This window comes from Aneurinibacillus soli (assembly GCF_002355375.1).
GTDB lineage: Bacteria > Bacillota > Bacilli > Aneurinibacillales > Aneurinibacillaceae > Aneurinibacillus > Aneurinibacillus soli.
This window is the reverse complement of the sequence record NZ_AP017312.1, coordinates 1,957,888-1,972,357: the sequence shown is the minus strand read 5'-3', so window position 1 is coordinate 1,972,357 and position 14,470 is coordinate 1,957,888. Positions and strand designations below refer to the sequence as shown.

Annotated in this window: 15 protein-coding genes; 1 reads left to right on the top strand and 14 read right to left on the bottom strand. The window is 45.9% G+C overall.

Annotated elements, in window-relative coordinates; all coding sequences use genetic code 11:
* Nucleotides 1-25: 25 nt before the first annotated feature.
* The 7 genes from CB4_RS09975 to CB4_RS09945 form a co-directional block, all read right to left on the bottom strand.
* The gene (locus CB4_RS09975) at nt 26-457 is read right to left on the bottom strand and encodes a GNAT family N-acetyltransferase (RefSeq protein WP_096467703.1); all 432 of its coding nucleotides are present in this window, start codon (nt 455-457) and stop codon (nt 26-28) included.
* Nucleotides 458-606: 149 nt separating this feature from the next.
* Entirely contained in the window at nt 607-975 is a 369-nt protein-coding gene (locus CB4_RS09970) for a hypothetical protein (protein ID WP_096465504.1), read from the bottom strand.
* Between the two features lie 4 nt (nt 976-979).
* The gene (locus tag CB4_RS09965) at nt 980-1,543 is read right to left on the bottom strand and encodes an NAD(P)H-dependent oxidoreductase (RefSeq protein WP_096465502.1); all 564 of its coding nucleotides are present in this window, start codon (nt 1,541-1,543) and stop codon (nt 980-982) included.
* Nucleotides 1,544-1,598: 55 nt separating this feature from the next.
* Nucleotides 1,599-4,013: a heavy metal translocating P-type ATPase gene (locus CB4_RS09960; RefSeq protein ID WP_096465500.1), complete on the bottom strand. Its 2,415-nt coding sequence runs from the start codon at nt 4,011-4,013 to the stop codon at nt 1,599-1,601.
* Between the two features lie 76 nt (nt 4,014-4,089).
* Nucleotides 4,090-4,290: a copper ion binding protein gene (locus CB4_RS09955; RefSeq protein WP_096465498.1), complete on the bottom strand. Its 201-nt coding sequence runs from the start codon at nt 4,288-4,290 to the stop codon at nt 4,090-4,092.
* A 21-nt stretch (nt 4,291-4,311) separates the two neighbouring features.
* Nucleotides 4,312-4,632 (bottom strand): metal-sensitive transcriptional regulator, encoded by a 321-nt coding sequence (locus CB4_RS09950; RefSeq protein ID WP_096465496.1) that lies wholly within the window; start codon nt 4,630-4,632, stop codon nt 4,312-4,314.
* Between the two features lie 172 nt (nt 4,633-4,804).
* The gene (locus CB4_RS09945) at nt 4,805-6,376 is read right to left on the bottom strand and encodes a sensor domain-containing diguanylate cyclase (protein WP_096465494.1); all 1,572 of its coding nucleotides are present in this window, start codon (nt 6,374-6,376) and stop codon (nt 4,805-4,807) included.
* 218 nt (nt 6,377-6,594) lie between these two features.
* On the opposite strand from CB4_RS09945, the gene CB4_RS09940 reads away from it, so the two are divergent.
* Nucleotides 6,595-6,810, top strand: coding sequence for a methionine aminopeptidase (locus tag CB4_RS09940; RefSeq protein ID WP_096465492.1), 216 nt, complete (start codon nt 6,595-6,597; stop codon nt 6,808-6,810).
* A gap of 117 nt (nt 6,811-6,927) precedes the next feature.
* On the opposite strand, the gene CB4_RS09935 is transcribed toward CB4_RS09940, so the two are convergent.
* The 7 genes from CB4_RS09935 to CB4_RS09905 all read right to left on the bottom strand — a co-directional run bounded on the left by CB4_RS09935 (nt 6,928) and on the right by CB4_RS09905 (nt 13,901).
* On the bottom strand, nt 6,928-7,740 hold the full coding sequence (locus tag CB4_RS09935; protein WP_096465490.1) for a fumarylacetoacetate hydrolase family protein: 813 nt from the start codon (nt 7,738-7,740) through the stop codon (nt 6,928-6,930).
* Nucleotides 7,741-7,780: 40 nt separating this feature from the next.
* Complete coding sequence (locus CB4_RS09930; protein ID WP_157737911.1) at nt 7,781-8,575, bottom strand: acetoacetate decarboxylase family protein; 795 nt, start codon at nt 8,573-8,575, stop codon at nt 7,781-7,783.
* Between the two features lie 113 nt (nt 8,576-8,688).
* The gene (locus CB4_RS09925) at nt 8,689-9,441 is read right to left on the bottom strand and encodes a gamma-glutamyl-gamma-aminobutyrate hydrolase family protein (protein WP_096465486.1); all 753 of its coding nucleotides are present in this window, start codon (nt 9,439-9,441) and stop codon (nt 8,689-8,691) included.
* Nucleotides 9,425-10,780 (bottom strand): glutamine synthetase family protein, encoded by a 1,356-nt coding sequence (locus tag CB4_RS09920; protein ID WP_096465484.1) that lies wholly within the window; start codon nt 10,778-10,780, stop codon nt 9,425-9,427. Before CB4_RS09920 ends, CB4_RS09925 begins: the two co-directional genes overlap by 17 nt.
* A 25-nt stretch (nt 10,781-10,805) precedes the next feature.
* A complete protein-coding gene (locus tag CB4_RS09915) occupies nt 10,806-11,711 on the bottom strand; it encodes a DODA-type extradiol aromatic ring-opening family dioxygenase (protein ID WP_096465482.1) in 906 nt (301 codons plus the stop codon).
* A gap of 33 nt (nt 11,712-11,744) precedes the next feature.
* On the bottom strand, nt 11,745-13,220 hold the full coding sequence (locus CB4_RS09910) for an aldehyde dehydrogenase (RefSeq protein WP_172890847.1): 1,476 nt from the start codon (nt 13,218-13,220) through the stop codon (nt 11,745-11,747).
* A gap of 183 nt (nt 13,221-13,403) precedes the next feature.
* The gene (locus CB4_RS09905; protein WP_096465480.1) at nt 13,404-13,901 is read right to left on the bottom strand and encodes a MarR family transcriptional regulator; all 498 of its coding nucleotides are present in this window, start codon (nt 13,899-13,901) and stop codon (nt 13,404-13,406) included.
* Between the last annotated feature and the right edge of the window lie 569 nt (nt 13,902-14,470).

Here is a 14,470-nt window from a genome sequence, read left to right as displayed (position 1 = left end):
GAAAACAAGGGGAAATCATGTTCACTTACATCACCACAAGCTTTTTCGTCATTATGACATGCGGAATTCCTGCTTCCAAGAAAACATCAGACACCGTCTCATATCCAAGCTTATGATAGAAGCCTTCCGCATGAGTTTGTCCATGTAGCTTGAGCTTGTTCATGCCCTGTTCCACAGCATACTCCTCGATCGCCCGCATAATTACTCCCCCGCTGCCTCCGCTACGGTGAGCAGGTAGAACGCAGATTCGTTCTACTTTTCCAACTCCGTCTACGATGCGGAACCGGCCTGCGCCGACTGGCACGCCGTCTTTATATAGTAGAAAATGCGTCGACTCGGCCTCGAACTCATCTAGTTCTTCTTCTAGCGGCACGTTTTGCTCCTCGACAAACACACGGACGCGAATATCAAATGCTACTTTTTGTTGTTCCTCTGTTGTGATAACCTTTGCTTCCACGTTGCTCCCACCCTTGCTCAATGTTTTTATGCGTTTCATACTACCACATTTTCTCCCCTGGCAGACTTAGCTTTTCCATATACACATAAAAAAGGTGAGCATCCGAACTGTTTCGGGATGTTCACCTTTTGGCATCGCCTTTTTTCGTATCATCGTCCATTTTTTCTATCATCGGAACGATTAGATGGCTTCGAATTGGTCATAGCACGCAGGGCATTCCGATATTCCTCATCCTGCATCCGCTCTGTTGTCGACTCTTTATTAGATGTTGCCTGGCTGCTTTTTTTACCTGTAGTTTGGAATTGTCGGAGGGCGTCCCGGTAATCTTGATCCATCATATCAGCAGGATCGCCTTTCTCTTCCTCCATAACTTTTCCATCTTTTATCATGACCGTCTCCTGCTGTTTCATTTCATCGACAGTGTTTTTCGATGGCTCGGACAATGCCCTCGTATTGAAAAAAATCACCAGAATCAGTACAACTACAGCCAGAACACCGAAAATAATAGGTACTACCATACCCTTAATATCCTTCTGCGGTTGTATGCGACTTTCCAGAAAGCTTGCCAGCTACCGTAGCTACACGCTGCCCAAGAGCTCTACCAAGCACAAGATCATTTTCGGTTGGCAAATTGAGCGGATCATCTGCGGAAGCTTCAACCGGACAGGTGATTCCCACCCCGTAGTACGAGCCATATAACGCATTTTCCGGAATATTAGCCGGCAGCCCGACGATAATCATTCCTTGATGCAACATCGGGGTAATCAAGTTGAGCATAGTTGCTTCTACACCGCCGTGAACGGTTGCCGCTGTACAAAATACTCCCCCAACTTTCCCAATTAACTCTCCCCGCGCCCATAAATACCCCAGTTTATCAATCCACGTTTTCATCCCAGCACTGATCGTCCCGAAATGACCGGGACAACCCCAAATAATCGCGTCCATGTCAGGCAATCGGTTCACATCTGCCTCTCTCACATGGTCCATGTACACATCTCCAGCAACTGTGCCAGCCCCTTCCGCGATAGAACGGGCCAGCACTTCTGTATGCCCATTGTCACTGTCATACACCACATAAATTTTCATCGCAACCCTCCCGTTTTATTCCTGTTCATAAGATGCCCAATGCCAAATAAAACAATCACAAATGCTTGACCCGCTGCAGCCGCAAGGCATTCAACACAACAGACACCGAACTAAGCGCCATCGCCGCACCGGCAAGCCACGGCTCTAGAAGCCCTGCCGCCGCAACCGGAATGCCGATCACATTGTATGCTAACGCCCAGAACAAATTCTGCCGAATGTTGCGCATCGTTTTCTTGCTCATGGCAATTGCGTCTGGGATGCTGTTCAAATCTCCACGCATCAATGTTACATCCGCCGCCTCCATCGCTACGTCTGTTCCAGTGCCAATCGCCATCCCGATGTCGGCTGTCGCAAGCGCTGGTGCATCGTTAATGCCGTCGCCAACCATGGCGACTTTTTTACCGACCTGCTTATACTTCTTTACTTCTTCGGCCTTTCCTTCCGGTAGCACTTCCGCCAGTACACGGTCAATGCCCGCTTCCCGTGCGATCGCGCTTGCTGTCCGCTCATTGTCGCCCGTAATCATAATCACTTCAATACCAAGCGCTTTCAGTCGAGATACCGCTTCTTTCGATGTTTCTTTGATCGCATCTGCCACAGCTATGATTCCTTGATACGTGCCATCCACCGCAGCAAGCATCGCTGTTCTCCCTGCTTCCTCTAGTTCTTCCATTTTGCTGTACGCATCCACCGCGTCCACTTTATACTTCTCCATCAAGCGACGCGTTCCGACGAGCACCTCGCTTCCTTCGACTACAGCACGAATTCCGAAGCCTGGGATGTCAGTGAATTCCTGTGCTTCTGGCAGCTCGATCCCTTTTTCCCGAATGCCTGCTACAATCGCTTCGGCAAGTGGATGGCCAGAATTTCGTTCGGCAGCGCCTACAAGTGTCAGGAAACGAGCTTCTGTAGTGCCTGATTTCACCACGACGTCGGTCAATTCCGGCTTGCCTTTTGTTATCGTTCCAGTCTTATCAAGAATAACCGTATTGATCTGCTGTGTCGCTTCGAGGTGTTCCCCACCTTTAAACAAAATCCCAAACTCCGCCGCCCGGCCAGACCCGGCCATAATCGAAGTCGGTGTTGCTAGTCCGAGCGCACACGGGCAGGCGATCACAAGCACCGCAATCGCACACTTCAGAGCATCCGCGAAGCTGCCTGGCACAAGCCAGATGTACCAGATGAAAAAGGTCACAATCGCAATCCCAACGACGACCGGAACGAAAATGCCTGAAATCACATCGGCTACTCGCTGAATCGGCGCTTTTGAGCCCTGTGCTTCTTCGACAACTTTAATGATTTGTGCAAGTGCTGTATCACGACCGACACGGGTTGCCTTCACTTTGAGAGCCCCACTCTTATTAATCGTCGCGCCAATGACCGCATCTCCCGTCCGTTTCTCCACTGGAATGCTTTCACCCGTGAGCATCGACTCATCTACGGTCGAGTGGCCTTCTACTACGTCACCATCTACCGGAATTTTCTCGCCCGGTTTGACAAGTAAAATATCTCCCGCCATTACTTGTTCGATCGGGATGCTTATTTCCTGACCGTCCCGAATGACAAGAGCCGTTTTTGCCTGCAAGCCCATCAACGTTTTGATCGCTTCTGAGGAGCGGCCTTTCGCAAGCGCTTCGAACAGCTTGCCAAGAAGAATTAGCGTAATAAGAACCGCACTTGTTTCATAATACATCTCGGGCTGATGGTGTCCACCTGTACGATTCCATTCAACCGTCAAGTACAAGCTATAAAAATACGCGGCAGACGTTCCAAGTGCCACCAGCACATCCATGTTCGCACTGCCGCTCCGTAACGCTTTGTACGCTCCTGTATAAAAGTGACGTCCGATGATAAACTGCACCGGTGTCGCCAGCAGAAGCTGGAACCACGGATTCATGAACAAATCCGGTACCCAGATAAAGGACGTAAACGAGAAGTGGCCAACCATAGACCAGAGCAGCGGCAGCGACAGAAGCACCGAAATAACTAACTTACGCTTCTGCTTCGTAATTTCTTTCTGCCGATGATCCCCTGATTCCTGTGCTTCCTGCTTCAAGACCGCCCCGTATCCGAGCTTCTCTACCTTTTGGATGACATCTCCTACACTCACTTCTGCCGGAGAATATTCTACATGGGCGGTTTCTAACGCCAGGTTCACATTTGCCTGCGATACTCCCGGCATCCGAGACAACCCTTTCTCGATCCGTGCCGAGCAGGCAGCACATGTCATGCCCGTAATTTGCAGCTCAACGGATTGTTTAACTGTTCCGTATCCGAGTGCTTCTACTTTTTCTTCAAGTTTGGCTGCGTCTACTTTTGCCGGATCATATGTAACGGCTGCTTGCTCCAGTGCAAAGTTTACCGTTGCATCGGCCACACCTTCCATTCGGGCTAACCCTTTTTCAATCCGATTCGCACAGGCGGCGCATGTCATGCCCGTAATCTGCATCGTGATTTGTTTCTCGCTCATACCTACACACTCCTTACTATACCTATGTAGGGTATATTATTCAGAAAAAAGGGAGCTGCCACTGGCAGCTCATCTGTTACTTCACATCATATCCTTGATCTTCAATTGCTGCCTTAATCGCATCAAGCGTTACACTGCCTTCTTCAAACGAAACTGCGACCGACTTGCTTGCCAGATCCACTTTCCCTGTCGCACCCACTTCCTTCAGTGCTTCTTCTACCGCTTTCACACAGTGACCGCAGGACATACCTTCTACTTGTAATGTTACATTTGTCATCGTAATGCTCCTTTCGATTGATTATTTTTTCATTAACTTGTTCATCGTAATCAACAGCTCGTCAATCACTTCGTGGTCGCCTTCCTGAATCCGTTCGATGACACAGCTTTTCATGTGGCCTTCGAGCAACATTCTACCGACACCATTCAATGCAGACTGAATCGCTGCGATCTGGTTCAGGACGTCATCGCAATATGTGTCTTTCTCAATCATGCCCTTTACCCCGCGAATTTGCCCTTCAATACGGTTCAGCCGGGTGACGAGATTGCTTTTAACTTTATCAGAGTGATGGCTTTTGCGGCCTTCTTCCTCACAACAATGGTTCTGGTTTTCCACTTCCATCTCCTCCTTGAGATCAATATACTATACCCCACCATCCTATGTCAAAAACAAATTTTGATGCTGACAGATGTTAGTGGGAAGCTTGCACGCTTCTACATTCATATTTTTTTTGATAAAAGCCTGACATACGATCCGATAAGGATATATCAGGCTTTTATTACATTCTAGAATATTATCTCGCGGAACTTTCAAATACAATCGTACAATTCCTTCCGCTTTTTTTAGCTTTATACAAACATTCATCTGCTAATTCGATTAGTTTTGCTGTTTCGGATGTACAGTCAGGATAAGAAGAAACCCCTGCTGAGATGGTCACCATTTCGCCACATGGGCTTGCGCCTGCTTCCATACTCATACGTAACCGTTCAGCTACATGAAAAGCTTCATTTTTCTCAGTATTAGGAAGAAGAATTAAAAATTCCTCTCCTCCAAAACGACAACATATATCATGCTGCCGTGCGTTTTCTTTCATCTTTCTCGCTAAAAACTTCAAAACTTCGTCCCCTACAGAGTGTCCATATGTATCATTAATACTCTTGAAGCGATCTATATCCAATAAAATTAATGAGAAAGGGATGCTATTTTCTGTCCATTTCTTCATTTGCTCGTCCATTGTTCGGCGATTAGTGAGCTTGGTCAATGGATCTGTGGTAGATTGATACATAAAATAATTAATTTTATCATGTAGAAAAGTCAAACTATGCAGCAGGGATTTCTTTAGTTGAATCGCTTCATAATACCACGCAACTACCTCTTCCATATGTTCCTCTTGACTATTCTCTGTGCTGTTCTCTGTATAATGCGCTAATTGATGCAAAGGTTGAGCAATTTTTCTAGAAATCCACCAGATAATAAGTAACGATACCAGTAAAAAGGGGAATGATTTTTTTATCATTTCATTAATCATGTCCGTAGCAGGTACTAACGCGATATCTACTGGACGCTGTGAAACAATTCCCCAGTCTGCAATCGGAACGTAGGCGTATCCAGCCAACATGTCTTTATGTTTCGTATTGATAACACGTTCGGCTCCACTTTTTCCTTGCATAAGCTTTTGTACAACTTGATTCTTTACTACAACATCATTGACTCGTTTAGAATCCTGATGATAGATAATGCGCCCATCTCCGTCTACTACATAAACATAGGAACCATCTTTATAAAAATGTTCGCCTAATAATTCGTTTAATACGTTCATTTCTTTTAAGTAAAGTGTTCCTCCCACTAGCCCAAGATAGGTTCCTTTTTCATCGAAAATAGGATATGAAATAAAAATGACAAGTCGTCCTGTTATAGCGGTATATGGTTTAGAAATGATCGGTTTTCTTTCTTTTAAAGCTTGCTGACCGCCCGGTGATGTTAGCATTTTATTTTTTATCTGAAGAGACTGTGGTGATGTAGCTAAGATTCTACCTTCAGCATTCGCAATGATGACAGAATTAAAAGTATTCGTCTGCATTTTCAAACGATTTGCCTCATGAAGAAGTTTTCCTTCATCATTCTGCATAAAAGGTGCGATTTCCTTGGAACTAAACTGTAAAGTTTGAAGAGTAGATTTTAAAAAGCTATTTGTTGTTTTTGCCAGTTTTTGTGCATACACACGATTGGTTTCTAAAGTATTCGTAATAAGAGTTTGTTTATCAGTACTATACCCACTCCATAAACTGCTAATAAGAGTCAAAATAAACGATAAAAGAGCGACACACACAATTAAATGCTGCAAAGAAAATTTCATTTTTTTCATTATATTTCTCCTTAACCTTACCGATTATATCACAAACCCCATATAACTACATACTTTATACCCATTATTATATTAGCGTATATAGTCTTTTTTACATATATAAGAAGGACATGAAAAAATTAAGAGTTGTTGCTTGTATCTCCAATTGGTTGTGCAAATGGATAAAATCTCACCTTTTTTCGCATCATAAAGAAAAGTAGAAACTCGAGGTGGAAAAAATGAGATTTTTCAATGCTTTAACTGAGTGGAAAGAAGCCCGCTATCAAAAAAAATTAGCGGACATGCAAGCGCAAAACAAATGTCCGGATTGCCGTGGAAACGGCTATAGCCCTTTGATGGTGCATGAGTTTTCCTATACAAATCTGTATGATTGCCACGGATGCAACGGTAGTGGATTGTTTGCAGACTGGGCTAGAGCGAACCCGCACCTTTAACTTTTATCGTACAGACAGTTATGTAAATGAACGATTGCGTATAAAAAAGCCCCCCTTCTGTATCAGACAGAAAGGGGGCAGCATTACGTTCGGAAATTCCAGTTCGTATCCGGACAATTATTCAATTTCAAATGCTGTATTCCGTGCATTGTCCGAGTCTTCCGGCTGTGCACCGAAATCCGCAAAATCTACTTCACTCTCCACAACCGTCGTCGTCAGGCGCGGATAACCTTCGATCTCCACTTCTACTACATCACCCGGTTGAACCGGACGGGAATTCGCCGGAGTACCCGTCAAAATAACATCGCCCGGCTCTAATGTAATCAAACGGGACAAGTCCGCAATAATATAATCGAATGAGAATTTAAACGTGCCTGTATTCCCTTCCTGCGCCACTTTGCCATTCACATACGTCCGAACGGTTATATTATGCGGATCTACTTCATGCGCTGGAATAAGTGTCGGGCCCATCGGACAGAACCCGTCCTGTCCTTTTACCCGCAGCATCGATCCGGCATCCGAAGTCCGGAAATCATGCAGGCCGTAATCAATTACCGGGCTGTACCCGGCAATATAATCCCACGCTTCCTCACGCGATACCCCTTTTGCTTTCTTACCGATAACCAGTGCAATCTCTCCTTCGTAGTTCAAATACTGCGTGTTACGAGGCCGAGCTACTTCTGCACGGTGTCCAGCAAGCGAGGAGAGAGGTTTCATAAAGTAAGAAGGCCAGCGCGGGTCCTTAATCCCAAACGCTTCAATCCGACTTGGGAAATTGAGGTGCATCGCAATGATTTTTGTCGGCTCGACCGGGGCAAGAAAATGCGCCTCCGATTCATGAACCTTTTCCCCATTCTCCAAAACGAGAATCTCACCTTCTTTATATCCTCTTACAATCTGCTCCCCGCGTTTTACACGAACGAATTGCATTCATTTCTCCTCCTTCTATAACTGAATGAACCCTTGATTTTTAGCGTTTATGCTGCTCAACCACTTCACCGTCAATCATCGTGTAGCCAAACGAATGATAGAAGCCACCAATGATCTCTTTCGGTTCAAGCGCTTTCAATTCTTCAAATGGAGAATCAAAAACTTTGATGTCTGCCGTTCCTTCCCAGATCGGGCTGCACTCTTTGTCTACCCCTTTCACGGTTACCATTTCATAAAGAGCCGGCTCCAGACTGTCCCATCTCGGGAAATGGCGACTATTATACTGCGGCGGGTTGTTCACCTGCGGGCCTTTTTCGGAAAGACCAGTCAAGTTTACTCGCGCTTCAATAAGACGTCTGCCTCCTACCGAGAGCGAAGCCCCAAACTTGCCGCCCGGAGCCAGACGCGGACCCGCTTTTCCTACTGTAACCGGGCGTGACATCCACACATCTCCGTGCTTTTTCGGGAATCCCTGAACCCAGCCGCGCAGCATCGCAAAATCTTTATCTACCCATATGTAGACGCAGCGGCAAATTGGCTGCCCTTTGTACTTCGCTCCTACATATACCATCGCTTCTTTGTACTGTGCATGGTATGGATCGAGCCATTCCTCTCCGCTATCTGTACACGATTGCCAGTCTGCAAAAATAACGGATACAGCACCCGGATCATCTGCCGGCTCGAGTTCATCCGGCAAAAGAGCAATCACTGCATCCGGATCGGTACGATATTCAATCAGCATCATATCCCCCGAATAATGCCAGGGAGGGGCAGGTAACAAGTTCGCTCTGCCTTCAGGAGAAAGGGGCAGGGAAAATCCATTCAGCTTTGACATACGTTCATCTTCCTTTCCATACGAGATAATCGTTTGCAATAAATTTATCATATCTAACGTTTTATATCAAACAATTTTAAATATTTAGTCTTATTTAAATATTTTTCGTTTCTTTACTTTCTTCCCTTCCACGCCGCTTGAATGAAATACGCAAACAGCTTATGCTCCGCTTCATCCTTCAACTTTTCTGGATGCCACTGCACACCTAATGCAAGCCAGTCACCACTCGCTTGCACAGCTTCAATAATTCCGTCTTCACTCCAGCCAATCGGAGTCCATCCATCTCCTACTGTTTGTATACACTGGTGATGAATGGTATTTACTGTCCGGGTTACACTTCCGTATACATCTGCTAGAATCGAATCTTCCGCAAACGACACCGTATGGTTCTGGCTTAAGATATACTCCGGCTTCCCCTCGTTTTTTGGATGAAACGGAAATACTTCATGGAGATCTTGCAGCATCGTCCCCTCAAAAGCCACCTGCATAATTTGAAACCCCCGACAAATTCCAAGCGTCGGCAATTTCCTCTTATACGCTTCGTGCAATAAAGCGATCTCAAAAGCGTCGGCACTGGGCTTTACATCGTAAGACTTGCCCGCATTCGTCTGGCCGTAACTGGAAGGATCAACGTCTCCCCCGCCGGACACAAGCAACCCATCTAGCAAATCCAAATACATAGGAGCTGCTTCGGGTTTAGCATGAGGTAGAAGAATGGGCATTCCTCCTGCTTCTTCAATTGCTTCCACATATTCCGGCCCTATTGTATATAAATCTGTCTTCTCACCTAAAAAAGTAGGCAAATCCCGTCTCCATGTGGTAATGCCAATTAACGGCTTCTTTGAATGTTTATAAGTGGTAGACATATTCGTTAAGCTCCCAGTCTGTTACATAAGTTTGATACCGTTCAATTTCCGTTCTTTTTACAGCGGTATACGCCATAACCATCGCATTTCCAATTAAGTCACACAAGTCTTTATCTGCATGTAATTTCTCTAAACTTTCTGTCAATGTTCGCGGCAGTGATTTCCCTGGTTCCGTCTCCGGCTGTAACTCCATTTCTTTTATGATCCCGTCATACCCAGCTAACATACACACGGCAGAAATTAAATACGGATTCGCCGCTCCGTCCCCGCCCCGTATTTCCATCCGACTGCTAGAACCACGCTCTGGAGGAATCCGAATGAACCGATGGCGATTGTCATAGCCCCAGTTGGCCGCTACCGGCGCAATATTATTCGGAATGAGCCGTTTATACGCATTAATGGTCGGAGCCAGGAAGGCAGTAAGGGCTGGCGCATGATGCAATACACCTGCCATAAAATGCTTCATCATTTTGCTTATTCCATCTTGTGCGGATGGGTCGGAGAAAATATTGTGATGATGCTGCTGATCTACCAAACTCAGATGAAGGTGAAAGCCTGATCCTGGCTGATCCGTAAACGGTTTGCCCATAAATGTAGCCATCAAGCCGTTACAAGCTGCCACTTCTTTGATCATGTTTTTAAAACTGAACGCCCGATCAGCCGCAGCAACACTTTCTCCGTGCAACATATTCACTTCGAATTGACCACCGCCATGCTCATGATTCGCTGCTGTCGCTTGCAAATGCAAGCTTTTGCCCGCTTCCATGAATTTTTGCATCAGCCCTCGCTCATCTGAACGGTATCCTACTGTATAAATCAAGCCTTGCTTGTCGCTATATCGCTCCCAGCCATTCCCTGATTTTTGCAACAGATAAAACTCTAATTCGTGTGCAAGAATAGGCGTGACCGCAAGATTTTCCTTAAATAGCTTCGTTACTTTTTTCAGAAATTGCCTGGGCGAAATATCAATTTTCCGCCCCTCATGATCAACTAAGTCTGCCAGACACTGAACCGTATCCTTCTCCCACGGAATAACTGCCAAGGTTGATAAATCCGGGATCGCCTTCATATCCGGGTAGCCACGATCCGGCATTTCGGGAGCATGTAATGGACTTCCATCAAGTCCATCTACAATATTCCAATAGCAAAACGCCTGACCTTCTTCCACAACAGAAGGGAAGAATTCTAACGGAATATCCTTCCCACGCGGAAATCCGTGGATATCGCTATACAGCAGACGGACAAACTTAACCCCTTTTTGCTCTAATTCCCGCATCGATTGTTCGATAGCTAACTGGCGCCCTTTTTTGTTGTCTATGAAATTTGCACCGATTGCCATGGATTCGCCTCCCTATCTGTATATACTATCCTTTAGATCCCGTTGTTTGTTTACCGCCCCATCCTTCTGCAGGTCTTGGAAACCATATATTCACCTGACCCGTTCCCGCCGATGCCTCGTACTCAGAGAACTTCTGCCCTGGAGCCGTCCATTCTTTCTCTCCGAGTGCGCCTGCCATCATGAGATAATGCCCGAAGCGCCCCTCTGGACTGAATTTACGGAATTCAGGCATGATATCAAGCACGTCTTCATGCTTTCCTTCCAGGAACATGCTGATGATTTTCTCATCAATTTTCCGTGCTTCTGAAGAAATAAGGTATTTGGGATCATATTCTTCATATACCCTGATATCACGCAGCGAATAAAACTTGTGTGAAAGTCCGCCCGAGCCCAGCAGTACAACGCGCCGGTTACTTTTTTCAATCGCTTCCCCCAGCATTTCTCCGAATCGCAGGAAATCTTCCGGCTCTCCTGTTTGTGATGTCCCAATGGAAAGCACTCTTTCCCCACGATGCAAGTGATGTACCAGATTGACAGTACCATAATGGATCGGAAGATTTGCATTTCGGCTTACATGAACCCATACATCGTCATAGTTTTTTGCGGTTTCTTCAATAATCGTGGCCAATTCAGGATCACCGTCATAGTTGTACGGAATATCCTGCAGGCTGCGCGGCATTTCATCTGATGTGTGAAACCCTTCATAATGCTCACGCCCGTCTACGACCATCTCAAACGTCGTATGCCAGTGTGAATCGAAAATAATGAACGTATCCGCGTTGAGTTGATCAAGCACCTCAGAACGCAGCCGTTGTAATCCTTCGATCAGCGTTGTGTCGCCTTTTCCTTTGTTCATCTCCAGCCGAACTTGCTCCGGTAACATAATCGTCGGAACATGCGACAAAATAGCAGCCCCAATAATTTCACCCATCTATATCACTCCTTATTTTTTACTAAGATTTTTTTATGACGAGAATGAATCTGTCTTATGAGCTAGCGTGACAATGTCACAGAAGAAATCAAAGCTCCAATCCCCGCCTTCGCGTCCGATCCCTGACTTCTTGCTTCCGCCAAACGGTGCTGATAAGTCGCGGGCAAAAAACGTATTGATCCATACGGTTCCAGCTGTGATTGCGCTTCCAACTCTTTTCGCACGATCTTCATTTCCGGTAAAGATCGTGGCGGCTAATCCGTACTCCGTGTTGTTTGCCATTTGAATAGCTTCTTCTTCTATGCTAAAGGTCTGGAAAGTCAGCACTGGACCAAATACTTCCTCTTTTAAAATCTCCGCATGTTCTGGCACATCCGTAAACAACGTCGGTTCAAAATACAGCCCGCCCAGTTGTTCAGATACGTTACCACCATACACAAGCCGAGCCCCTTGCTCTTTCGCACGCTCGACAAAGCCCTCTACTTTGTTCATATGTTCGCGGGTAATTAACGGTCCGACATCTGTCTCTTCCTTACGCGGATCACCTAGTACGATTCTTCCTGCTGCCTCTGTCATCGCTTCTAAAAATCGGTCTGCAATCGACTGCTCCACAAGAATCCGTGTACCTGCCAGACATACTTGCCCTGCATTATCATATTGTCCGATCGCCGTTCGAACGGCCGCTTCAAAGTCACTGTCTGCGAATACAACAAGTGGCGATTTCCCTCCCAGTTCCATACTGGCAGGAACGATACGATCCGCCGCAACTTTCCCGATGATGCGCCCGGTTTCAACGGAACCGGTAAATGAAATCCGGCTAATTCCCGGATGCTCGGTCAGAGCCGCCCCCGCCTCTTCGCCTATTCCCTGTACAATGTTTAACACACCAGCTGGAAGACCCGCTTCTTCTGCACAATCAGCAAGCAGGGAGCAGGTGAACGGGGCCCATTCCGGCGGCTTTACAACGACCGTATTTCCCGCGGCTAATGCCGGACCTACTTTCCAGGTGGTTAACATAAGTGGTGCATTCCACGGCGTAATTAAAGCCGCGACGCCTGACGGCTGATACTGAACGCTATACTGCGTACCGTTTGACTCCCACGTTTTCCCCTTTAGATTTTCTGCCCATTCTGCGAAAAAACGAATGTTATATGCGGCACGTTTCATAACGCGCTTACGACCTGATTCGAGCAATGATCCGTTACTCATCGTTTCTACTGCTGCCAGTTCTTCGACACGACTTTCGATAATGTCAGCAAAGCGACGAAGATAGACAGCGCGCCCTTTTGGCCCTAACGCCGCCCATTTTGGATGCGCTTTCAATGCTGCGTTTACTGCGGCATCTACTTCTTCTGCTCCTCCTGCTGCTACTTCTCCGAGAATAGATTCATCCACTGGGCTACTAACTGTAAACGTTTTCTCGGAAGAAATCCGCTGACCTCCAATATAGTGATCCGGTGATACAGGCACATTTGCCACGATAATTTTGTCGGTTGATCTTGTAAGCAACGCAAGCACTCCTGTCTTCTTTAAATTTTTAAATTGTTTGAACTTTTAGATATCTTAAGATTATTACACCAAGAATTGTCTGTCAAGTCATTTGTTATCTAACGATTGATAATAAATAGCACTGGCTAAACCAATTAAAAAAACCAGTCTCAATCGTCATACGCGACTTTTGAGACTGGCTTTTTAATCTGGATCATCCATATTCCGAATAATTCTTCGCAGTAAATTCGTGATGATTTTTTGTTCTAGTTCTGTTAACCCCTCTATAACTTCAACCTCTCCTTTATTGAATTTAGGATATAACTCCTCAATAACTTCTCTGCCCTGGTCTGTCAGCTTGAGTTGAACCAATCGACGGTCGCGCTGATCTACGAGCCGCATACATAACTCTTTCCGCTCTAATGTGTTTGTAATGCTGCTAACAGTCGCTACCGTTACTCCCATCAGCTTGGCTGCCTTTCTCATTTCAAGCGGCTCCCATATCCAAAGATTATGTAACAAATCAAATGCCGTCCAGGATAGACTATAAGCAGAGAGAACTTCCCGTTCCATCTTTACTCTCATGCGCTGGGCAGCTCGGTATAAATTCGTTGCAACCGTCATCGCTTCAAAATTATATGGCTGACCATTGAGTCGGTCTATAATATCTTTTTCCTCAGGCAGAAAATCGTCTTCAAACATATGTATATCCTCCTACCATCTGCGATGTAAAATGATTCCATACAATAAGTTCATTATATCATTTGATAATTAATAAAACTATTGCTTTTCTAACATCTTGATGGATGGTTTCTCCAAAGGGTAGTGGAGGAGCGGGATCGGGCGGGGCCTCGTCACTTTGGTACGCTTACGAAGAAGTCGGAACTGTCCGCTCCAGGTGCCAGATGAACTCGCCCACAAAAGATCCCACGGTGTATTCACATCGAAGGATTGTGGGCAAAAGCCCGTTCACCTGACCCCTTCCGCTGGGGATCGCGTACAGGCGTTCCGTTGCCCCGCCCGATACCGCTCCTAGCACACTTTGGGTAAACACTATCAAGCAATATCAAGAAGCTGATGATAAGTGACAAAAAAGTTGTTTAATTTACAATAAAGTTGTTTAAAAAATGCGGGTCAAACTATTCAACAATCGGGTCATTTAATGGAGCAAGGCTCTCAAACGAAAAACACCGACCTGCTATAGTCGGTGTTTTGTTTACAGCGCCTAGGAGAATCGATCTCCTAGCCTCATCGCTGCCTGCAATGTGCTC